Origin of the sequence: Pseudoalteromonas sp. ND6B, assembly GCF_000764215.1 — a bacterium.
Classification (GTDB): Bacteria; Pseudomonadota; Gammaproteobacteria; order Enterobacterales; family Alteromonadaceae; genus Pseudoalteromonas; species Pseudoalteromonas tetraodonis.
Genome location: NZ_JQFL01000009.1, coordinates 37,600 through 59,492 on the forward strand (window position 1 = coordinate 37,600; position 21,893 = coordinate 59,492).

Here is a 21,893-nt window from a genome sequence, read left to right on the forward strand (position 1 = left end):
TTACTTAACCGACTGCGCGAGTGCTTTTGCAAAGTTCTCGGTAACGGCTTGTCTTTTCCCTGTTGGTACATGCTCTTTTAAGATATGCGTGATAGAATTTCCTAAACACATAAGACTTAAATCAACCGGCGCATTATGTTTTGATAAAACATCAATAAGCTGATCGACGATTTGTTCTACTTCTTCATTAGAGTATTTTGATAAGATTGGCATCAGTTGGTTCAATAAAAAGAGTTATATTCCCGTATTTTAACACCAGAGGCGTGAAAAACAAAGATGGCAATAGATGTTAAAAAATTAGTCGTTCACTATGTAGACAAAAAAGACGACGACACTCAAATTCACCTTCGTAACGACGAAATGACTATCAACGATAAAGTGGCTGTATTCATTGAGCAATTACACCATGCCTACAATGGCAAGCCAGGTAAAGGGTTCTGTGCATTCAGTGGCGAAAAAAACAGTATTGTTGCCTCTACCATGCAAAGCTATCGCAATAATGAGTTTGGCTTTTGGCATATGACCGAGCAAGCATCAACGGTATTAAAAGAAGAGTTAGATAAATACGCCTTTAACGAAACGGGATATTTAGTATTTTGTCACTATCAGTACGTGGCGACTGATTATATGTTGATTGCTATGATCAATATTAAAGAGCATTACTCAATGACCTCTGAGCTTGATTTAGCCGCATCGCGTCATTTAGATATTTCGCGTATGCAATTGGCTGCTCGTATTGACTTAACCGCATGGGATACCCAGGCAGACGACAATCGTTATATTTCATTTATTAAAGGTCGTGCAGGGCGTAAAGTCGCTGACTTTTTCTTAGACTTTTTAGGTTGTGAAGAGGGCATTGATCCTAAGCAGCAAAGTCAAGTGATGCTCAATGCGGTAGAAGACTACTTATCAGAGCAAGAGTTTGATAAATCTGAAAAAGACGAGTTACGTAAGCAAGTATTCGATTACTGTAACGACTGTGTTACCACGGGTGAAGACGCTAATGTGAGTGAACTTTCAGCAACGCTTACCAAAGGCGACGACAACCCGTTTGAAAGTTTTTGTAAAGAGCAAAGCTATGACTTAGAAGAGTCATTCCCGGTTGATAAAAAAACGGTAACCAGCATGGTTAAATTTTCAGGCTTAGGCGGGGGAGTCAGTATCAGTTTTGAGCGTAAGCATTTAGGCGAGCGTGTAACTTATAATGAATCCACTGATACGTTAGTGATCAAGGGCATTCCACCAAACCTAAAAGATCAGCTACAGCGATTTATGGAACAACAGCAAGATTAAACTCACAACGGGCTGCGAGCTACGGGTTTCGGGATCAGGCTCGTAATCCGCACCTTTTAGCCCGCTAACTTTTTTGACTCTAATCTTTGGTTTTTTAATCACAGAGAACACCGAGGCGCTGCGCGCTGCACCGAGAATACAAAACAAAACCAATACCCTGTACTTTTTAATTTCATAACATTTGTATTTAATCATTTCCTCTTTTTTCTTCTACCCTCTGTGGTAAATAAATCACTAAAATCTTATTGTCATGCTTACGGCAAGTTGCGAGCTAAGGGGTTAGGGATCAGGCTCGAAGCCCGCTCCCCGCAACCCGTTAACTTTCGATTGTAACTTTACCCTCTAAAAGCGCAGCGTCTCTTAGCCCTCTTTGTGAATAATTTTCTTAAATATCTAATTGCACTGAGAGAAAAGAATGAGGAGTAAATGAGAAGATAAAACAGGTATTAGCAGATAACTGGTAGACATAGAGCTTGATCTCGTGTGAAGCGAAGCTTCGAATGTTTTAACCTTTAACCTTTAACCTTTAACCTCCAGTCTTTACTCCTTACCCGATCCTCGCAGCCCGAACCCCGTTTGCCAGTTACATAAATGCCAGGCATTAAAAAACCGCGTTAAAATCAATTAACGCGGCTTTTTTATGCTTTGAGCTAAACTCAGTGCTTATTCAGCACTCAGCGTTTTAGTCATTGCTGAGCTTGCACGACCGGCAGGTTTTACCGAGCCAGGGCGAAGGCCGCTGTCAGGGATTAACTCACGTTTGTCATGTGCCATTGCAACCGATGTATGCTTGGTTTCGCTATCGGCTACAGGCGCAGGCTGTGCCATTGGCGCACTTGCATGTCCTGCTGTAATCACTGTTTTAGCGTTTACATTAGCTGAACTCGTTTGCGAAACTGCCTTAGGTTTATTTTCAACCACAGGTGCTTCTTTCGCTTCTACAGGTGTTTCAGTAGCACTAGCCGGTGCAGTTTCTGCTTCAACAGCGACTTCTTCCGCTGGTACTGATTCTTCAGTTTTCACTGGTTCTTCAGTTTTCACTGGTTCTTCAGTTTTAACTGGCTCTTCAGCTTTCACTGGTTCTTCAGCTTTTACTGGCTCTTCAGTTTGCACTGGTTCTTCAGTTTGCACTGGTTCTTCAGTTTGCACTGGTTCTTCAGCTTGCACTGGTTCTTCAGCTTTTACTGGTTCTTCAGCTTTCACTGGTTCTTCAGTTTTTACTGGTTCTTCAGCTTTTACTGGTTCTTCAGCTTTTACTGGTTCTTCAGCTTTTACAGGCTCTTCAACTTTCGCTAATTCTTCTTCAACAATGTTTTGTTCAACTGCATCAGAGGCATCAACGGCCGTTGTATGTGCTTTTGCTTTTAGCTCTGCTTCGTATTCAGCAGCGGCTTGATCCGCAACTGGAATGAAAGCAGGCGCTTCATCAGAAGACTTTTCTTGCGCGTTTTCACCTTCAGGGCGACGACGACGTTGGCCAGATGCACGAAGATGACGCGGTGAACGACGTGAGCGAGTACGTGTTTGCTCTTGCTCTTCATCTTGTGTTGCCACGTTATCGTTTGCATCAACAACAGCCTCAGCTTGTTCTTTAGCAGGTACAGGTGCTTTTTCATCAGATACCGGCGCTTGCTTTTCAACAACAGGAGCTTGCTCTTTCACTTGTGGCTTGTCTTCTTTAACCACTGGTTGCTCAACAGCTTGCTCAGTTGTTTGAACTTGCTCTGTGCTTTCGTCTTGTACGCGAACTTTTTTACGTAAATTACGACGTTGACGACGTACCTTAGGCTTTTGCTCTTTTGGCTCAGCATTCTTATCAGATTTAACTGCAGTATCCGCTTTTTGAGTTGCTTCTGCTTTTACTTGCGTTTTATCTTCTGTTTTATGCTCAGGACGTTTACGCGTATTTGAATTACGACGGCGCTTATTGCGATTCTCATTCTTTTCTTGCGTATCGCTTACAGGTGCTGACTCATTTTTAGTTTCAGAATCTGTATTACGTTCGTTGCGTGGTTTATTACGTGGGTTATTATTGCGACGACGTTGGTTGTTACGACGACGATTATCATTGCCACGGTTGTTATTGGTACGCTCTTGAGATTTCTTCTCAGAAGACTCTTGTGTTGTTTGCTCATTTTCATTTGCAAATAACGACTTAATCCATTTACCTAATGCGGCAAATAAACCAATTTCAGCTTTTGCTTCTACTACCGGCGCAGCTTTTGCTGCCGCTTGTGGAGCAGGCGTTGAAGGCATAACGACGCCTTTAAGCTTCGGCTCTTCACGAACAGGTGCCGCTGGCGATTTAGACATTTCAAATGCTTCAGGCTCAGGCGCAACAACTTGCTCGTAACTTACAGTTTCAAGCGTTTCATCTTTACGTAAACGCATTACTTCGTAGTGAGGTGTTTCCATGTGTTGATTAGGAATAATCACTACATCACATTTATGATGCTTTTCAATACGGTGAACGCTACGACGTTGCTCATTCAATAAATAAGCGGCAACAGCAACAGGCACTTGAGCATTAACTTGAGCGGTGTTGTCTTTAATCGCTTCTTCTTCAATTAAACGAAGAATAGACAATGCGATTGATTCGTTAGAACGAATTGTACCTTGACCACTACAACGTGGACAAACACCTTGGCTTGCTTCGCCTAGTGAAGGGCGTAGGCGTTGGCGCGACATTTCAAGTAAGCCAAAGCGAGAAATTTTACCAATTTGTACGCGCGCACGATCTGGGCGAGCAGCATCTTTTAAGCGGTTTTCTACTTCACGTTGATGACGTGGAGGTGTCATATCAATAAAGTCGATAACAATTAAGCCACCTAAATCACGTAAACGAAGTTGACGTGCAATTTCATCTGCCGCTTCTAGGTTGGTGTTAAGCGCTGTTTCTTCAATATCGCCGCCTTTTGTTGCTTTAGACGAGTTGATATCGATAGAGGTAAGTGCTTCAGTAGGGTCAATTACAATAGAACCACCTGAAGGTAAGCGCACTTCACGTTGGAACGCAGACTCAATTTGGCTTTCAATTTGGTAATGTGTAAATAACGGTGTATCACCTTGATAAAGCTTAACGCGACTCATGAAATCAGGACGAAAACGCTCTATGTGCGCTTTAGCTTCTTCAAAAACACGAGGCTTATCAATTAAAATTTCGCCAATGTCACGACGTAAATAATCGCGAATTGCACGGAAAATCACGTTACTTTCTTGGTGAATTAAAAATGGTGCTTTTGCACTGTCTGCCGCTTGTTGAATGGCTTCCCAGTGGACTAATAATGCTTTTAAATCGTAGTTTAGTTCTTCAAACGACTTACCAACACCCGCGGTACGAACAATTAAGCCCATACCTTTTGGAAGTTCTAAGCGGCTTAGCGACTCTTTAAGTTCAGTACGCTCATCACCCTCAATACGACGAGAAATACCGCCAGCGCGAGGGTTGTTAGGCATAAGTACTAAATAACTACCTGCCACGCTGATAAAGGTAGTCAGTGCTGCCCCTTTTTGGCCGCGCTCTTCTTTATCAACTTGTACAATAACTTCTTGACCTTCTTTGATCACGTCGCGAATATTCGGACGACCATGAAAGGTGTAACCTTGCGGGAAGTAAGTACGGGCAATTTCTTTTAAAGGAAGGAAACCATGACGATCAGCACCGTAATCAACAAATGCTGCTTCTAAAGATGGTTCAATACGTGTGATTTTACCTTTGTAAATATTGGCTTTTTTCTGTTCATGACCTGGGCTTTCTATATCTAAATCATATAGGCGCTGGCCGTCAACCAGTGCTACGCGCATTTCTTCTTGCTGCGTTGCATTGATTAGCATACGTTTCATAATGTTACTCTACTAGTTTGTGTCGCTGACATGACGATGTTTTCTCGCCTGTTCAGGTGTTCCTATTTTTAGAATGTGCAGTCTCACGACTGGGTCTTTAACGGAACGGCTCTGTATTTAGTAAGCAGTATTTTAAATGCCGGCAAACAATAGGGTGTAATCACGCTATTAAATTCTAAGAGGATACAAACGTGTCGGCTGTTTAGCTCAATACTCGTTTTATCCAGAAGTTGGCCTGTCATAACAATCTTATTAAATGCATTCATATTAGGTACGTAGGGCTCTTTAGCTTCAAACCATAGTTTTGTTTTAAAACTACCGTTATCGTTTTTATGAGCAAAAATCGCTACCGATGTTAATGAACGCTTATTTATTAGATTTTTTTAGTTCTAAATAAGCTGCTGTACGGTACTACAATATTTGAGCGAATTCTGAACGGCGTTTTTTTACGCCGCCACTATCAGACAAATTATCTGTTCATTGCTTTTGTTATCACTTTAAAAATCAATTCATGTTCAAACTTAAGCAGCAATATATTACGCGCATTGCCGTTAGTTGTGCGCACGTGTTAACTGGGTATGTATAAAAGCTTTGGAAAACTTAACTCGGATCTGTATGATCGGTTACCCAGAATGTGCATCACGAATGTTTTAATGTGTTAAAAAGCACCGTTGTTATTTGCAAATACGAAATATTTGCGCTGCTGATTATCCCACTATTATAACTGTGTTAGCAACTAAATTATTTTACTTAAATCAGTGATTAGGCAATGTCAGAAAAAACCGGCTTACAAGTAACTTTTGTCACTATCAACGAAGACCACCTAGGTCAGCGTATTGATAACTTTCTTATTACCCATTTAAAAGGGGTGCCTAAAAGCGCAGTTTACAAAATTCTTCGTAAAGGTGAGGTGCGTGTAAACAAAAAACGCATTAAACCTGTGTATAAATTGCAGCTAGACGACGTTATTCGTATACCACCAATCAGAGTGTCAGAGCGTGAAGAGTTTGTCCCTTCGAAACTCGATAAAGTAACGCGCCTTGAAGACGATATTCTATTTGAAGACAAATACCTGATGGTTATTAACAAGCTATCGGGTATGGCTGTGCATGGCGGCAGTGGCCTAAGCTATGGCCTTATTGAAGCATTACGTGTTTTACGCCCAGAAGAGCGTAGCCTTGAGCTTGTGCATCGTTTAGACCGTGATACCTCAGGTTGTTTACTCATTGCTAAGCGCCGCTCTGTGCTGACAGCCTTGCATGAGCAATTACGCGAAAAAACCATGGAAAAAAATTATTGGGCACTTGTTGAGGGGCAGTGGGACTCTAAAACAAAAAATGTGACTGAAGGCTTGCGCAAAAACACCCTAAAATCGGGTGAGCGCGTAGTACGTGTTGATAACACTGAGGGCAAACCGTCGCATACCCGCTTTAAAGTGCTTGAGCGTTTTAACGATTGCTCATTAGTACAAGCATCCCCTGTAACCGGTCGTACTCACCAAATTCGTGTGCATACTCAGTGTCAAGGTCATGCTATTGCTTGTGATGACAAATATGGCGATCAAGGGTTTGACGAGTCAATGCGTAAACGTGGTTTAAACCGCTTATTTTTACACGCCCATGATTTAAGTTTTTACCACCCTAAAAACGAAACCACCATGCGAGTAGAAGCACCACTAGACAAAGCACTATCAAGTTGTTTAGTTAAACTTAGAGCAGCAAAAGCGTGATCTCACCCACCATGAAAAACTATAAGCTGGTGATTTTTGATTGGGACGGCACCATTATGGATTCAATTAGCAAAATAGTTAATTGTATCCGCAAAAGTGCACAGTTACTCAATATTGAACCGCCGAGCGATACGGCCAGTAAAAATATTATTGGTTTGTCGCTTGAAAACGCAATAGCGACCTTGTTTCCTGATTACAGTGAGCATCACGAAGCGCTTATTGCAGGTTATAAACAGCAGTATGCGCTTGATACCACCCCAACACCGGTGTTTGATCACGTTGCACAGGTACTCACTGCGTTAAAAAATCAAGGCGTAATATTGGCGGTTGCCACAGGTAAAAGTCGGGTAGGGTTGGAGCGTTTATTGGATGAAAGCAAGTTGCGTCACTTTTTTAGTGCCACGCGTACCAGCGACGACGCTAAATCAAAACCCGCTCCCGATATGCTCTATCAACTTCTTGAAGAGCTGGCTATAAGCGCCGACGAAGCATTGATGATAGGCGACACGCAAATCGACATGGCAATGGCAAAAGCTGCAGGTATGGATAGACTAGGGGTAACCATGGGCGTGCACAACGCTGCGCAATTAAACGAGTTTACGCCTATTGCAACCGCTGACAACTATCAGCAGTTGCAACAACTTTTACTTAGTTAGTTTGAGCGCTTAATACATCTAAGCCAAACTCAGCCAATAACTGGCTGAGTTTAATGAGTGGTAAACCAATTAAACTATTTGGGTCATCACCACTGAGCTTTTCAAATAAACAAATACCCAAGCCTTCACTTTTAAAACTTCCTGCACAATTATAAGGTTGCTCTGCATCGCAATAAGCACTTATTTGCGCCGTTGTTAACGTTTTAAAGGTTACATTAAAGGGCTCAACAAGGGTTTTGCTTTGCTTAGTGTGTATATCGTACACACACAAGCCAGTTAAAAAAGTGATCGTTTGCCCACTAAATAAGCTGAGTTGTTTCATGGCGTTTTCTTTATTGTGTGGTTTACCTAATATTTGGTCATTAAATACAGCAACCTGATCGGAGCCAATCGCTAAGCCTTGGTCAAAATGCTCGACCGCAGCTGCGGCTTTTAGTTCGCTTAAACGCTTAACAAGATCGTTAGGTGTTTCGTTGCTGTGAGGCGTTTCGTCAACATCGGGCGAAAACGTTTCAAAAGGCAGATTAAATTTTTGTAATAAAGACTGCCTAAAAGGCGAGCTTGAGGCTAATATAAGAGAGTGCTTCATGGCATGTTTTCCTAGCGTAAATCAGATTGAGTTAGGATAAATCAGATCCGTGAGTAAAACACGTGAAAAACAACGTAAAATTGGTTTTTTACTTTGACTAACCCACTAACTATCTATATGATGCAGCCCCTATGCAAAAGGTGAAAATTCCCATCACCCTTCATCCGGGCAAAGCAGCGCAACACCGTTTAAAGTATGACGGCATTGTACCGCTTGAGAAACTTCCTCGTTTACGAGGGGTTATCCAGGAAGAAGTAGGTGAAATAGCGGTAAAAATTCATTGCAAAAATGATGAGCAAGGTTTAGTTGTGATTAGTGGCAATTTGTCCACACACGTAACTGTCACTTGTCAACGTTGTAATGGTGATTTAGGGTTGGATTTGGATCAAGACTTTGTGTATTCGCCAGTCGGTTTGGATGCAGAGTCAGATGATCTTCCAGAAAGCTACGACGAAGTAGCACTTGATGAAAATGGTGAAATAGACGTGTTTGAGTTAATCGAAGACGAGCTTATTTTAGCAGTGCCATTAGTGCCTACCCACAACGAAGCTTCATGCAGTTATACAGCAGAGCCTGCCAGCTTTGGTGTTTTAAAGGCGGAAGATGATAAACCAAATCCATTTGATATTTTGAAACAACTTAAGAAAGATTCTTAGGAGAAGACTATGGCTGTACAAAAAAGCAAAAAGTCTCGTGCAAGACGCGGCATGCGCCGTTCACACGATGCGATCAGTGGTCCAACTTTAACTGTAGACCAAACATCTGGTGAGACTCATCGTCGTCACCATGTGACTGCAGATGGTTACTACAAAGGCGTTCAAGTAATTTCTAACTAAGAGATTGCTTATATGCTGACCAATCTAACCATAGCGTTAGATATGATGGGGGGCGATTATGGCCCCCGTTCATCTATCCCCGCAGCCGTTTCCGCGGTAAATGCTAATGCCAACTTAAAACTCATTTTATGTGGCAACGAGCAAGTAATAGCTAAACAATTAGAATCACTCGATTCACTTTCTCATCCCAGATTAATAATTCGCCATTGTAATGACGTTGTCACCAATGCCTGCGAACCCGCTGTTGCTATACGCTCAAAAAAAGATTCCTCAATGCGTGTTGCCCTTGATTTAGTTAAATCGGGTGAAGCGCAAGCCTGTGTTAGCTCTGGCAATACAGGGGCGCTATTTTTTATGGCGCATTACGTATTAAAAATGCTTCCAGGAGTGAAACGTCCCGCACTCATATCGGCTGTACCGACTGAACGAAAAAATCCTGTTTACTTACTCGATTTAGGTGCCAATGTGCACTGTGATGCGCAAATGCTGTATCAATTTGGCATTATGGGTTCGGTAGTGGCAGGACAAGCACTCGGGTGTGATAACCCAAAAGTCAGTTTATTAAATATTGGCGCCGAAGACATCAAAGGTCACGACGAAATTAAGCAAGCCGCGCAGTTAATGCAGCAAAGCGAGCTGATTAATTATATTGGGTATAGCGAAGGTAGCGATATTTTTTCTGGCAAAGCCGATGTTATCGTCTGTGAAGGGTTTGTCGGTAACGTAGCACTTAAAACCTGCGAAGGCATTGCCAAACTTATCATGAAAAAATTCACTCGCGCTCTCGAAAAACACGTTGTTTATAAGTGCATGGCGTTTATGTTGGCGCCAATCATAAAAAAACTCTATAAAAGAGTGAACCCCGACCAGTATAACGGCGCTTCTCTGGTAGGATTGCGCGGTATTGTTGTTAAAAGCCATGGAAATGCCTCAGCTAAAGCATTTCATGCCGCAATCGACGAAGCAGTGAAAGAAGTAGAACGTCAACTTCCGGATAAAATTGCTGCTATCTTCGAAAAAACACATTCTAAAGACACGGTGGCCAATCAGTAAATTGATGTGCCGTGTTATACATTATTTATTTTGTTTAATTAAAAGAGCAAACTATGGCACAAAAAATTGCACTTCTTTTTCCAGGTCAAGGCTCGCAAACTGTGGGTATGTTAAACGAGCTACTTGAAAGCTCAGACATAGTAAAAGCCACATTTGCAGAAGCATCAACCGCACTAGGATACGACCTAGCAGATCTCGTTCTTAACGGTCCAGAAGAAAAACTAAATCAAACTCACCGTACTCAACCTGCTTTATTAACAGCAAGCGTTGCTATTTACCGTCATTGGTTAGCAGCAAATCCAGATGCAGACGTTGTCATGGCAGGGCATAGCTTAGGCGAATACTCAGCACTAGTATGTAGCGATGTGATCAGCCTAAGTGAAGCCGTAAAACTGGTTGAAAACCGTGGTTTATACATGCAAGAAGCCGTCCCTGCGGGTGTGGGTTCTATGGCCGCTATTATTGGTTTAGGTGATGACGAAATTAAAGCGGCATGTGAAGCGTCTGCACAAGGTGAGGTTGTTTCACCGGTTAATTACAACTCGCCAGGCCAAGTGGTTATTGCCGGTCATAAAGATGCAGTAGATAGAGCATCAGTAGCTTGTAAAGAAGCCGGCGCAAAACGTGCGCTACCATTATCGGTCAGCGTACCGTCGCATTGTGAACTTATGAAACCTGCGGCTGAAAAATTAGCCGCCGATTTAGCGGCTTTAATATTTAATTCACCTAAGTGTGATGTAATTAATAATGTTGATGTAAAAGCTGAAGGTTCAGCCGATGCAATTAAAGACGCATTAGTACGTCAGTTATACAGCCCAGTTCGTTGGACTGAAACAGTGCAAGCATTAGTTGCACAAGGCGTAACGCAAAGTTATGAATTTGGTCCTGGTAAAGTATTAACAGGACTTGCAAAACGCATTGATAAAGCGATGGTGTGTGGCTCAGTTAACGACCTTGCATCAATCGATACAGCTAAATAAGAGTATATAATATGAGTAATTTATTTTCTTTAGAGGGCAAAGTTGTCCTGATCACCGGCGCTAGCCGTGGTATTGGTAAAGCGATTGCAAACACCTTAGTGGCACAAGGCGCAAAGGTAGCGGGCACAGCGACAAGCGAGTCAGGTGCGGCTAAAATTAGCGAATACTTAGGTGATAACGGTAAGGGTTATGCGCTTAACGTCACCGATCCTGCGTCAATTGAGGCAACATTAGCGGCAATTAAAGCCGATTTAGGTGATATTGATGTTTTAGTGAATAATGCCGGTATTACGCGCGATAATTTATTAATGCGCATGAAAGAGAGTGAGTGGGACGATATTATCGACACCAACTTAAGCTCTATTTTCCGTTTATCTAAAGCGGTACTTCGCCCAATGATGAAGAAAAAGAACGGCCGTATTATCAATATTGGCTCAGTAGTGGGCACTATGGGTAACGCTGGCCAAGCGAACTACGCGGCAGCTAAAGCGGGTGTTATCGGTTTTTCTAAATCATTAGCGCGTGAAGTTGCCTCTCGTGGTATTACTGTTAACGTGGTTGCACCGGGATTCATCCAAACAGACATGACGGATGATTTGACAGATGAGCAAAAAGCAGCAACGCTTGCAAACGTACCTGCGGGTCGTTTAGGCCAGCCAGATGAGATTGCAGCAGCTGTGTGTTATTTAGCATCTGACGCCGCTGCGTACGTATCAGGTGAAACTTTGCATGTAAATGGTGCGATGTACATGGTTTAGCTTCGCAATGCGAAATAGTTAAACCACAAATTACCAATGAGTTTGCTAAAAAATATTGAATTTTTCGCAAACTTGCTTTAAACATACTTGAAATCGCTGTGAAAATAAGCGATAAAAGATAAAATAAACACTCAAGAGGTTTGACCAGCAAATTATTTATGGTCAAAAGATTGAATCAGAGAATTATCGGACGTAAACTACGCCGCAATCTGAAAATAACGCATTGGCGTTTTTAATAAAGGAAAGAAGAATGAGCGATATCCAAGAACGCGTAAAGAAAATTATCATCGAACAGCTAGGTGTTAAAGAAGAAGAAGTTAAAAACGAAGCTTCATTCGTTGATGACCTAGGTGCAGACTCTCTTGATACTGTTGAATTAGTAATGGCTCTTGAAGAAGAGTTCGACACTGAGATCCCAGATGAAGAAGCTGAAAAGATCACTACAGTACAATCTGCAATCGATTACGTTACAGCTCACGCTGAGTAATTAATCGCAAATTAAGGGCAGCATCCGCTGCCTTTAATCTTTATATCCAAACCACCTCAAAGTACATGATTCAATTCCAAACTCTCACCTATCATCAGCAATTAAGTTGTTATTGCTCAGCGTTGGTTATTGGTTTGAGACTCGCACTTTGAGGTAGCTTGGGTATGATCATCCCCAATACTAATAACATAACTAGCAACAGCGTTAACGCTGAAATAAACTGAGCTAAGTTAATTGGTATAATAATAATTCCTTATTGGAGGCAAACCGTGGCTAAACGTCGTGTCGTCGTAACTGGCTTAGGAATGTTGACGCCGCTAGGCAATGATGTGCAATCAACCTGGCAAGGCTTATTAGATGGTAAAAGTGGTATTCAAAATATTACCCACTTTGATACATCAAAATTTGGTACTCACTTCGCTGGTTTAATCAATGATTTTGATGCATCGGCTTATATGTCGCCAAAAGATGCTAAAAAAATGGATTTATTTATCCAGTATGGCATTGCAGCGGGTGTTCAAGCTTTTCAAGATTCAGGCCTCGAAGTCACTGAGCAAAACGCAACCCGTATTGGTGTAGCGGTAGGTTCAGGCATTGGTGGCTTAACCCTAATCGAAGAAAACCACATTAAATTACTAAACAGCGGTCCACGAAAGTTATCGCCGTTTTATGTACCGTCTACCATTATTAATATGATCTCGGGTCACTTATCAATAATGCACGGTTTGCGTGGTCCTAATATTTCAATTGTGACGGCATGTACCACAGGCCTGCACAACATTGGCCATGCAGCACGTATGATTGCCTACGGCGATGCTGATGCAATGGTTGCCGGTGGCGCAGAAAAAGCGTGTACGCCAATTGGTATGGGTGGCTTTAATGCCGCGCGTGCGCTTTCAACGCGTAACGACGACCCACAAGCAGCGTCTCGTCCGTGGGATAAAGACCGTGATGGCTTTGTGCTTTCTGATGGCGCTGGTGTAGTAGTTGTTGAAGAATACGAACACGCTAAAGCTCGTGGTGCTAAAATTTATGCAGAGCTTGTTGGCTTTGGCATGAGTGGCGATGCCTACCACATGACCTCGCCACCAGAAGACGGCGCAGGTGCAGCACTGGCTATGGAAAACGCATTAAACGATGCGCAAGTAAATGCAGAGCAAGTTGGCTACATTAACGCACACGGTACGTCTACTCACGCGGGTGACAAAGCCGAAACCTCAGCGGTTAAAACCATTTTTGGTGATTCAGCGAAAGATGTGATGGTAAGCTCATCTAAATCGATGATGGGTCATTTACTAGGTGCAGCGGGCTCTGTTGAGTCGATAGTGTCTATCTTATCGTTGACCGAGCAAAAAGTAACACCCACGATTAACCTAGACAACCCAGATGAAGGGTGTGATTTAGATTACGTTCCGCACACAGCGCGAGACGCCAAACTTGATTACGCTTTATGTAACTCATTTGGTTTTGGTGGTACTAATGGCTCGTTACTGTTTAAAAAGGTATAATCTTTTTTAACAACGAACGACAATAAGAACCCAGTTGTTTAACTGGGTTTTTTTATGTGTAAAAAAATATGCAAACAATAATAACAGCAAGTGAAACCAGTACCATAAGTACCCGCGATAGGGGCTTAAACTATGGCGATGGTTTTTTTACAACCGCAATTATTACTCATGGACAGGTTGAGCATTGGGCTTATCATAAAGCGCGCTTAATTGAATGTGCGCAGCGTTTAGGGTTTCCAGCGCTTGAGTTTAAAGCACTTGAGTCGCACATTACTCAGCAAATAGCATCACAGGTTCAAGCGGTTCTTAAAATAGTGGTAACACGTGGCGAGGGCGGGCGAGGCTATGCGCCACCAAACGAATGTAATTTAAACATTATTGTGAGTGTTTTACCTTATCCAGCGCATTATCACAGCTTACACGAGACAGGAATTAGTTTAGCTATTAGCCCAATTAAACTGGCTTTACAACCGCACTTAGCAGGGCTTAAAACCTTAAATAGGCTTGAGCAAGTATTGATTAAAAATGCCCTACAAGCCGAGCAAAGTGATGATGCACTTGTACTTGACTACAACAACAATGTAATTGAAACCTCAGCGGCTAATATTTTTGCAATAAAAAATAATAAAGTAATTAGCCCCAGGCTTGATGAGTGCGGCATTAAAGGTGTTTTTCTGCAATCTTTATGTGATAAATTAGCAATTGAATTTAAAACTATCAGCGTTGATGAGCTTACCCAAGCAGACGCGGTATTTGTATGTAATAGTTTAATGAAAATTGTGCCGGTAAAAAGCATAGGCGAGCATTGTTTTGATATTGCTCACAGTCAGTCATTACTAACAGTAGCCAAGGAGGCTTAGTGTTAAAAGTTATAGTATCAGTATTATTGCTGGCTTTTTTTAGCTCAGTGATTGGCTATCAGCAATTACAGGCAACAATTCAAACGCCATTACAGATAGCCGATAACACCCAATTTGAAGTTAAAAAAGGCACCGGCTTTAATAAATTGTGTCGTCAGTGGCAGCAGCAACAGTGGGTAGAAGACTGTTGGCGTTTTCAAATATTAGCTAAGCTCGACCCAACCTTGACCGATTTAAAAGCAGGTTTGTACGAATTAAGCTCAGATAGCGTGCTTAATAACATCAAAAAAATTAACCAAGGTCAGCAAATTAGCTTTAGCTTTACCATTATTGAAGGCCAAGCACTTAGAGATGTTTTAAATACTCTGAGTACTTCTACACACTTACAAAACGATTTAAAACTTGAGCAACTTGGCGAGCAAATAATAGGTAAGCAAACCCATCTAGAAGGTTGGTTATTCCCCGATACCTATCATTACCATAGCAATGATACTGCCAGCAGTTTATTAAAACGAGCAGCGCAAAAAATGCAGCAAACGTTGGCTGATGCTTGGCAGCAACGGGCAAGTGATTTACCTTACGATACCCCCTATGAAGCACTGATCATGGCCTCTATTATCGAAAAAGAAACCGCGCTTGCCAGCGAGCGTCCGTTAATTGCATCGGCATTTATAAATAGATTAAATACCAATATGCGCTTACAAACCGATCCAACCGTAATATATGGGCTAGGCGAAGATTTTGACGGTGATATTAAACGTAAAGACTTGAGAAATTACACACCGTATAATACTTATCGTATTAACGGATTACCGCCCACACCCATTGCCATGCCATCCAAAGAAGCGATTTTAGCCGCGGTAAACCCGCCTAAAAGCGAGTATGTTTACTTTGTAGCAAAAGGCGATGGCAGCCATCAGTTTTCAACCACATTAAAGCAACATAATGCGGCGGTTAACCGGTATATTTTAAATAAAAAGAATTAGTGTTTATGAAACCAAAATTTATAGTGATAGAAGGCCTAGAGGGCGCAGGTAAATCAACCGCTATTGCCTTGTGCCAAGACTTTTTAAACCATCATCATATTGATTTTATTAATGTTCGTGAACCCGGTGGTACGCCATTGGCTGAATCGTTACGTACCTTAGTAAAAGCAGAGCATCAAGAAGAAATTGCCTTTGAAACTGAGCTACTTATTATGTACGCAGCTCGCTCACAGCTAATGCACAATGTAATAAACCCTGCACTTGAGCAAGGGCAATGGGTATTAGCTGATCGTCACGACTTATCGTCACAGGCGTATCAAGGCGGTGGACGCGGAATTAGTGCAAACACGTTAGCGTCGTTATCCTCTATGGTGTTAAAAGGATTAAAACCCGATTTAACCATTTACCTTGATATTGACCCTGTTATTGGTCTTGAACGTGCAAAAGGGCGGGGTGAACTCGATAGAATTGAACAAGAAGCCATTGAGTTTTTTCAGCGCACTCGTATGCGTTACATTGAGCTTGCAAACGATGACGACAGCATTAAAACCGTTGATGCTAACCAAAGTATTGATAAAGTACACCGTGATATTACTAATGTACTGCGCACATTTTTTTCAGGATTAAAATAATATGGCATTGCCATGGCTTAACGATGTAGAGCAACGCTTAGCTCAAAGCTATAAAGCGCAGCGCTTTCATCACGCGCAGCTATTTTGCGGGCCTATTGGAGTAGGTAAGTTTGAGCTAAGCGATCAATTAGCTAACAGTTTGTTATGTCACAATACACAATCACAGTTGAGTGCACCTAATAGCGTGCTAACGCCGTGTGGGCAGTGTAAAAGCTGCTCGTTAAACCTAGCTGGGACGCACCCAGATAAACGCGTTACTCAAGTAGAAGGGCAAAGCATAGGTGTAGACGACATACGCGGCATAAGCGATTTTATGCACCAGTCGGCGGCGCAAAATGGCAACAAAGTGGCGATTATTGAAAACTGCGAAAAAATGACAACGGCAGCAGCAAATGCATTATTAAAAACCTTAGAAGAGCCCAGTAACAGCCGGTTTTTAATTCTCACAACCAGCCAAGCGGCGCAATTACCAGCGACTATTTTAAGCCGCTGTGCTAAAACTGAGGTCAAAGTAACCAACAGCCAGCTAGCAAAGCAGTGGCTAAGTTCTTTAGACGTGCCTAACTACCCATGGTTATCATTGTTTTACAGTCAACCCCTGCAAGTAAAGCAGTGGCAACAGCAAAATCAGCTAGAAAGTATTGATACACTCTATAAATTTGCAACTGAGTTTAAACAAAGCCATAATTTCAATGCGTTAGTCGATATAATAAATAAACAGCCTGAGCTTGTTCGTATTTTTACCTTATTTTTAAGTGAGCAGCTAAAACAGCAGCTTTTAAACGGCATGAGTTTTGAAGCCTACCAAGTTGCACAGCAAGCCTTGAATGATTTTTTACAAAATAACATACAAATTCTTGGGCTAAACTTACCGCTTGCGGTATCACGACTAGCGTATACATTACGCAACCAATAAAAAGGATTAGATATGCAAGAGCTATTAGTTGATATAGATGACCTTGACGAACTATATCGCTGCTACATGCCTTTTTTAAAAAAAGGGGGGCTATTTGTACGCACCAATATGCGTTATGAGCCTGGGTATTCACTCGCTTTACGAGTAACCTTACCTGATGCCTTAGAAGACGATGTGGTCACCGGTAAAGTCACGTGGATCACTCCGCAAGGTGCACAAAGCTCAAACCCTCCGGGGATCGGCATTAGCTTTTTAGATGATAAAACAAACCTAAACGCGAAGATCGAAAAACTGCTGGGGACTATGTTAAACTCCGGCAATCCAACTTATACCATGTAGTAAAAACAGGCCTTATTTTGATTGTAGATTCTCATTGCCATTTAGACCGTCTTGATTTTGATAAACTCGATTTAAACCTAGACCAAGTACTTGATAACGCACGCGCAAAAAAAGTAGAACACTTTTTATGTGTGAGCGTCACACTTGATCAGTTCCCTAACATGCTAGAGCAAATTAAGCATTACGACGACGTATCAGCGTCATGTGGTGTGCACCCGCTTGATCAAAAAGACGCGCTCAACAAACAGCAATTAATTGATTTAGCCTCGCACCACAAAGTAGTGGCCATTGGCGAAACCGGGCTTGACTACTATTATGCGAAAGACACTCACGCAGTGCAGCAAGCAAGCTTTGTTGGCCATATTGAAGTAGCCAACGAATTACAAAAGCCACTTATTATTCATACCCGCGACGCTCGTGCCGACACCATTAATTTAATGCGTGAACACAAAGCAGAAAACTGCGGTGGGGTATTACATTGCTTTACCGAAGATTGGGATATGGCCAAAAAAGCCATTGATATGGGTTTTTATATTTCTATTTCAGGTATTGTAACCTTTAAAAATGCGGTAGAACTTAAAGAAGTGGTAAAACAAATCCCACTTGATCGACTGCTTATTGAAACCGACTCGCCGTATTTAGCCCCAGTACCGTACCGTGGTAAAACTAATCAGCCAGCGTATGTGGAAGACGTTGCTTACTATATTAGTGAACTAAAAGGTATTAGCTTTAACGAGTTGGCAAAGGCCACTACCGATAATTTTTATTCTTTATTTAAATTAGCAGCTAAAGGCTAACCTCATGACGACTCTCTCGGTGCAACACCCGCTGTTACTTATGGGGCCTATGGTGCGCCGAGCAGAAAAAACCACAGTTTGTATTCAGTTTGCTACCTCAAAGCAGGTAAACGGCCGTATAGAGCTAATGGGCTACGAATGCTATAGCGAACAAAACAGCGTTAGACTGGGTGAACATTTATTTTTACAGTTCATAGTTATTAAACCCATAAACAGTCAGTTCCCGCGCGACATATTACTACAATATCAGTTATTTTTTGATGACAGCCCCGTTGATTTATCAGCGTTTAGTTTTAATGATGGCGCGTTACCTGCGTTTGTGATCCCCAAAAGACTGACGCAAATATTGCATGGCTCGTGTCGTAATGCACATCATCCCGCAAAAGACAGCCTAGTTAGTTCAAGTCAGTGGCAAGCTACTCAACGCAGTAATAATCAACAAGGGGCGCAGTTGCTATTGCTCTCGGGCGATCAGGTATATGCTGACGATGTAGCAGGGCCTATGTTATTAGCTATCCATAAACTCATCGAGCAATTAGGCATTTACAAAGAGCAAGCGCTTGCGCTGGATTTACCCGACGATATTAGCCAACAGCTTTATGGCCGCCATCATTTACTACCCACCACCTCGTGGAAAAAGCGCTCTAAATTAGGTATAGGTTACTGGTTAAAAAAAGACGAGCCGCATTTTTCTAGCGTAAAAGCGTATAACCACCTTATTCATTTTGAAGAGTTTGTAGCGCTGTATTTACTCAATTTTAGTAGTACCGCGTGGCAATATGTTGACTTATCAAAGCTAAATTACTCAGGCGGTAACGAAAAAAGCCAAGCATTGTTTAGCACAGAAAAAGCCACACTCATTGATTACGCTAAAGGCTTAGCTGAGGTAGAGCGATTATGTGCCAATGTGTCTACCTTAATGATGTTTGACGATCACGATGTAACTGATGATTGGAACCTCACCGCCGGGTGGGAGCAAGCCATTAATCAAAACCCCAGTAGCAAGCGTATTGTAAATAATGGCTTAGCAAGCTATTGGCTGTTTCAGGGAATGGGTAACGACGCACTACAAAAAACCGGTGCGCTACTTACTCCATTTATAACAAGTCTAGCGGGGGATCAGCACTGGCAATTTAAAGCATTTGATAAACATCTAAACGATTTTAACCATTGGCATTATGAGCTAACGACTATTCCTAAAGTGGTGGTGCTTGATACCCGAACACACCGCTGGCGTAACGAGCAGAACTTTAATGAACCCTCAGGCTTGTTAGATTGGGAGCGTCTCACTGAGCTTGAGGAAAGCCTACTCAGCCATGACCAGGTCATTATTGTATCGCCCGCACCGGTGTTTGGGGTTAAATCAATAGAGGCAATTCAAGCGGTGTTTAACATGTGTGGGCAACCGCTTATGGTTGATGTAGAAAACTGGATGGCGCACGAAGGTTCAGCTAAAAAATTGCTCGACACATTTAGACGTACCGACACCCCAAATGAAACGCTGATTTTATCAGGCGACGTGCATTATTCGTTTTGTTTTTCAGTGCAAAAGCGTTTTGGCGATCACCCCAACAGAATTTGGCAGCTCACAGCCAGTGGCATTAAAAACGAGTTCCCGCGTAAGCTAATAAATGTGCTTGATAAGCTCGACTCCATTTTATATGGCCCTAAAAGTCCGCTTAACTTTTTTACCAAACGCTGGCACATGGAAGTCGACAAACACCAAACTAAAGGCACAGGCCAAAAGTACCTAGTAAGCGATTCAGCGATTAGTTTGGTTACCCTTAAAGGCGGTAATTTAGACCGTTACCAGCTCATACACGGCGACGGCCACACCACCGAATTTGATTTAGAAGAGCAGTAAATTGGAACAGGCGATAGGTTTTAGGTGCTAGGTATCAGGTTGATATTATTTTCGACTTGTAGCAGCGACTTCATGTCGCGGCATTCTTTGATGTCGTGAGCGACGGGCGACGAGCTGCGGGCTAAATAGCTAAAAGCGCAGCGTCTCTTAACCTTCTTTGTGAATAAATCACTAAAATATCTTTTGAACAAAGAGAAGGGAATGAGAAACAAATGAGAGGGTCAAGCCGGTTCTAGGTTGATATTATTGCCGACTTGTAGCAGCGACTTCATGTCGCGTCATTTTTAATGTCGCGGGCGACGAGCTTCGAGCTAAATATCTAAAAGCGCAGCGTCTCATAACCCTCTTTGTGAATAAATCACTTAAACCCAAAACATAAAAATTACTCTTGAACCACAGAGGACACCGAGGCGCTGCGCGCTGCACAGAGAATACAAAGTATTTGCTAATACTTATAATGAATCGCCCCGTGTTTGCCAGAGACTCAATAACTTGAGAAACTGGAACTATGAAAAAATCAAATCGCTATACATCAGAATTTCGTGAACGTGCAATTAGGCTTGTTACCACACAACAGCATGAATACCCTTCTCTTTGGGCTGCGCTAGTATCGATTTCAGATAAACTGGGATGTACCCCAGAAACACTTAGAGCATGGGTCAAGAAATCTCAAGCTCAACCGTCTAAACCCTCTTCTAATACGCAATCAACTGAAGAACGCCTTGCCGTCTTAGAGCGCGAGAATAAAGAGCTCAAGCGAACGAATGATATCCTGAGGCAAGCTGCCGCTTTTTTCGCCCAAGCGGAGCTCGACCGCAAACAGAAGTAATAGTGGATTTTATTGATGCTTGCAGAGAGCATTACGGTGTCGAGTCAATTTGCAAGGAATTGCCGATTGCACCATCAACGTATTATTCTCATAAACAGATACAAAGAGAGCCTGAGCGACTGTCTAACCGCAAAAAGCGTGATGCTGAGCTGATAATACTCATTCGCGAAGTGTGGGAGGATAATATGTCAGTTTATGGTGCAAGAAAAATATGGAAGCAGCTACAGCTTGACGACCATCAAGTCGCCCGCTGTACAGTCGAACGATTGATGCGAGTTATGGGAATTCAAGGTGTTCGTCGGGGTAAAGCACATAAGACAACGATACCTGACGAGCAACAAGATAAGCCACTTGATTTAGTTAATCGTCAATTTACTGCTGAGCAGCCAAATCAACTTTGGGTAGCTGACATCACCTATGTTGCCACATGGAGTGGGTTTGTTTATGTCGCTTTCGTGATAGATGTTTTTTCACGATACATTGTAGGTTGGCGTGTATCAACGACAATGCACACAGAGCTTATTCTTGATGCGTTAGAGCAAGCTATTTGGCATCGTGGCAACCCCGAAGGGTTAATTCACCACAGCGACAGAGGCAGCCAATATTTGTCTATACGATACACTGAGCGACTTGCTGAAGCTGGAATTCAAGCGTCTGTAGGCAGTGTGGGTGACTCTTATGACAATGCATTGGCTGAAACAATAAATGGATTATTTAAAACAGAGATTATTCGCAGAAATGGCCCGTGGAAGAATGTTGATGCTGTTGAATACGCAACGTTAGAGTGGGTCAATTGGTTTAATAATCAACGCTTATTATCTTCAATTGGGTATATTTCACCAGCTCAATATGAAACAGACTACTATGATAATTTAAACGAGTCAGGTAAAGTGGCCTGACTTAAACAAACTGGTCTCCGATGAACTCGGGGCGATTCA

At 42.3% G+C, this 21,893-nt stretch carries 21 protein-coding genes and 1 other annotated feature; of the genes, 18 read left to right on the plus strand and 3 right to left on the minus strand.

Annotated elements, in window-relative coordinates; genetic code table 11:
- Positions 1 to 213, minus strand: coding sequence for a DUF1414 domain-containing protein (locus ND6B_RS16350; RefSeq protein WP_008109847.1), 213 nt, complete (start codon positions 211 to 213; stop codon positions 1 to 3).
- 63 nt (positions 214 to 276) lie between these two features.
- Here ND6B_RS16350 and yejK point away from each other — a divergent pair, with 63 nt between their 5' ends.
- Positions 277 to 1,293 carry a nucleoid-associated protein YejK gene (gene yejK, locus ND6B_RS16345; RefSeq protein WP_033102700.1) on the plus strand — a complete coding sequence of 339 codons (1,017 nt, stop codon included), beginning with the start codon at positions 277 to 279 and terminating at the stop codon, positions 1,291 to 1,293.
- A gap of 663 nt (positions 1,294 to 1,956) precedes the next feature.
- Here yejK and rne read toward each other — a convergent pair.
- Complete coding sequence (gene rne, locus ND6B_RS16340) at positions 1,957 to 5,136, minus strand: ribonuclease E (protein ID WP_033102701.1); 3,180 nt, start codon at positions 5,134 to 5,136, stop codon at positions 1,957 to 1,959.
- Between the two features lie 769 nt (positions 5,137 to 5,905).
- On the opposite strand from rne, the gene rluC reads away from it, so the two are divergent.
- Together rluC and ND6B_RS16330 are read left to right on the plus strand one after the other, a co-directional pair.
- Positions 5,906 to 6,865 carry a 23S rRNA pseudouridine(955/2504/2580) synthase RluC gene (rluC, locus tag ND6B_RS16335; RefSeq protein WP_033102702.1) on the plus strand — a complete coding sequence of 320 codons (960 nt, stop codon included), beginning with the start codon at positions 5,906 to 5,908 and terminating at the stop codon, positions 6,863 to 6,865.
- Positions 6,866 to 6,876: 11 nt separating this feature from the next.
- Positions 6,877 to 7,521, plus strand: a complete 645-nt coding sequence (locus tag ND6B_RS16330) for an HAD-IA family hydrolase (protein ID WP_033102703.1) — start codon at positions 6,877 to 6,879, stop codon at positions 7,519 to 7,521.
- Here ND6B_RS16330 and ND6B_RS16325 read toward each other — a convergent pair.
- Positions 7,514 to 8,110, minus strand: coding sequence for a Maf family protein (locus ND6B_RS16325; RefSeq protein WP_033102704.1), 597 nt, complete (start codon positions 8,108 to 8,110; stop codon positions 7,514 to 7,516). The two genes, ND6B_RS16330 and ND6B_RS16325, sit on opposite strands and share 8 nt — an antisense overlap.
- A gap of 131 nt (positions 8,111 to 8,241) precedes the next feature.
- Here ND6B_RS16325 and yceD point away from each other — a divergent pair, with 131 nt between their 5' ends.
- The 15 genes from yceD (at position 8,242) to ND6B_RS16245 (ending at position 21,854) form a co-directional block, all read left to right on the plus strand.
- Positions 8,242 to 8,766 (plus strand): 23S rRNA accumulation protein YceD, encoded by a 525-nt coding sequence (gene yceD / locus ND6B_RS16320; RefSeq protein ID WP_013464694.1) that lies wholly within the window; start codon positions 8,242 to 8,244, stop codon positions 8,764 to 8,766.
- A gap of 9 nt (positions 8,767 to 8,775) precedes the next feature.
- A complete protein-coding gene (rpmF, locus tag ND6B_RS16315) occupies positions 8,776 to 8,946 on the plus strand; it encodes a 50S ribosomal protein L32 (protein ID WP_008109865.1) in 171 nt (56 codons plus the stop codon).
- Positions 8,947 to 8,958: 12 nt separating this feature from the next.
- On the plus strand, positions 8,959 to 9,999 hold the full coding sequence (gene plsX / locus ND6B_RS16310) for a phosphate acyltransferase PlsX (protein ID WP_013464695.1): 1,041 nt from the start codon (positions 8,959 to 8,961) through the stop codon (positions 9,997 to 9,999).
- Positions 10,000 to 10,052: 53 nt separating this feature from the next.
- The gene (gene fabD / locus ND6B_RS16305) at positions 10,053 to 10,979 is read left to right on the plus strand and encodes an ACP S-malonyltransferase (RefSeq protein ID WP_033102705.1); all 927 of its coding nucleotides are present in this window, start codon (positions 10,053 to 10,055) and stop codon (positions 10,977 to 10,979) included.
- Positions 10,980 to 10,990: 11 nt separating this feature from the next.
- A complete protein-coding gene (gene fabG, locus ND6B_RS16300; protein WP_013464697.1) occupies positions 10,991 to 11,737 on the plus strand; it encodes a 3-oxoacyl-ACP reductase FabG in 747 nt (248 codons plus the stop codon).
- Positions 11,738 to 11,987: 250 nt separating this feature from the next.
- A complete protein-coding gene (gene acpP, locus ND6B_RS16295; RefSeq protein WP_008109873.1) occupies positions 11,988 to 12,224 on the plus strand; it encodes an acyl carrier protein in 237 nt (78 codons plus the stop codon).
- A gap of 269 nt (positions 12,225 to 12,493) precedes the next feature.
- The gene (gene fabF, locus ND6B_RS16290; protein ID WP_008109876.1) at positions 12,494 to 13,732 is read left to right on the plus strand and encodes a beta-ketoacyl-ACP synthase II; all 1,239 of its coding nucleotides are present in this window, start codon (positions 12,494 to 12,496) and stop codon (positions 13,730 to 13,732) included.
- 68 nt (positions 13,733 to 13,800) lie between these two features.
- Positions 13,801 to 14,592, plus strand: a complete 792-nt coding sequence (pabC, locus tag ND6B_RS16285; RefSeq protein WP_033102706.1) for an aminodeoxychorismate lyase — start codon at positions 13,801 to 13,803, stop codon at positions 14,590 to 14,592.
- Positions 14,592 to 15,578, plus strand: coding sequence for an endolytic transglycosylase MltG (gene mltG, locus ND6B_RS16280; protein WP_033102707.1), 987 nt, complete (start codon positions 14,592 to 14,594; stop codon positions 15,576 to 15,578). The genes pabC and mltG overlap by 1 nt, the downstream gene beginning before the upstream one ends.
- A gap of 5 nt (positions 15,579 to 15,583) precedes the next feature.
- On the plus strand, positions 15,584 to 16,210 hold the full coding sequence (gene tmk, locus ND6B_RS16275; protein WP_013464700.1) for a dTMP kinase: 627 nt from the start codon (positions 15,584 to 15,586) through the stop codon (positions 16,208 to 16,210).
- A gap of 1 nt (position 16,211) precedes the next feature.
- A complete protein-coding gene (locus ND6B_RS16270; RefSeq protein ID WP_033102708.1) occupies positions 16,212 to 17,126 on the plus strand; it encodes a DNA polymerase III subunit in 915 nt (304 codons plus the stop codon).
- A gap of 12 nt (positions 17,127 to 17,138) precedes the next feature.
- Positions 17,139 to 17,465 (plus strand): PilZ domain-containing protein, encoded by a 327-nt coding sequence (locus ND6B_RS16265; protein ID WP_008109887.1) that lies wholly within the window; start codon positions 17,139 to 17,141, stop codon positions 17,463 to 17,465.
- Positions 17,466 to 17,482: 17 nt separating this feature from the next.
- Entirely contained in the window at positions 17,483 to 18,262 is a 780-nt protein-coding gene (locus ND6B_RS16260) for a TatD family hydrolase (protein WP_013464702.1), read from the plus strand.
- 4 nt (positions 18,263 to 18,266) lie between these two features.
- Entirely contained in the window at positions 18,267 to 20,126 is a 1,860-nt protein-coding gene (locus tag ND6B_RS16255) for an alkaline phosphatase D family protein (RefSeq protein WP_033102709.1), read from the plus strand.
- A gap of 508 nt (positions 20,127 to 20,634) precedes the next feature.
- Positions 20,635 to 21,854, plus strand: a protein-coding gene (locus ND6B_RS16245) for an IS3 family transposase (RefSeq protein WP_223230517.1) whose coding sequence is annotated in 2 segments (ribosomal slippage) — positions 20,635 to 20,923 and positions 20,923 to 21,854 — 1,221 coding nt in all. Because the reading frame shifts where the segments join, the coding sequence is not laid out codon by codon here.
- Positions 20,913 to 21,029: a sequence feature (AL1L pseudoknot), on the plus strand. Its footprint overlaps the gene before it by 117 nt.
- Positions 21,855 to 21,893: the final 39 nt, after the last annotated feature.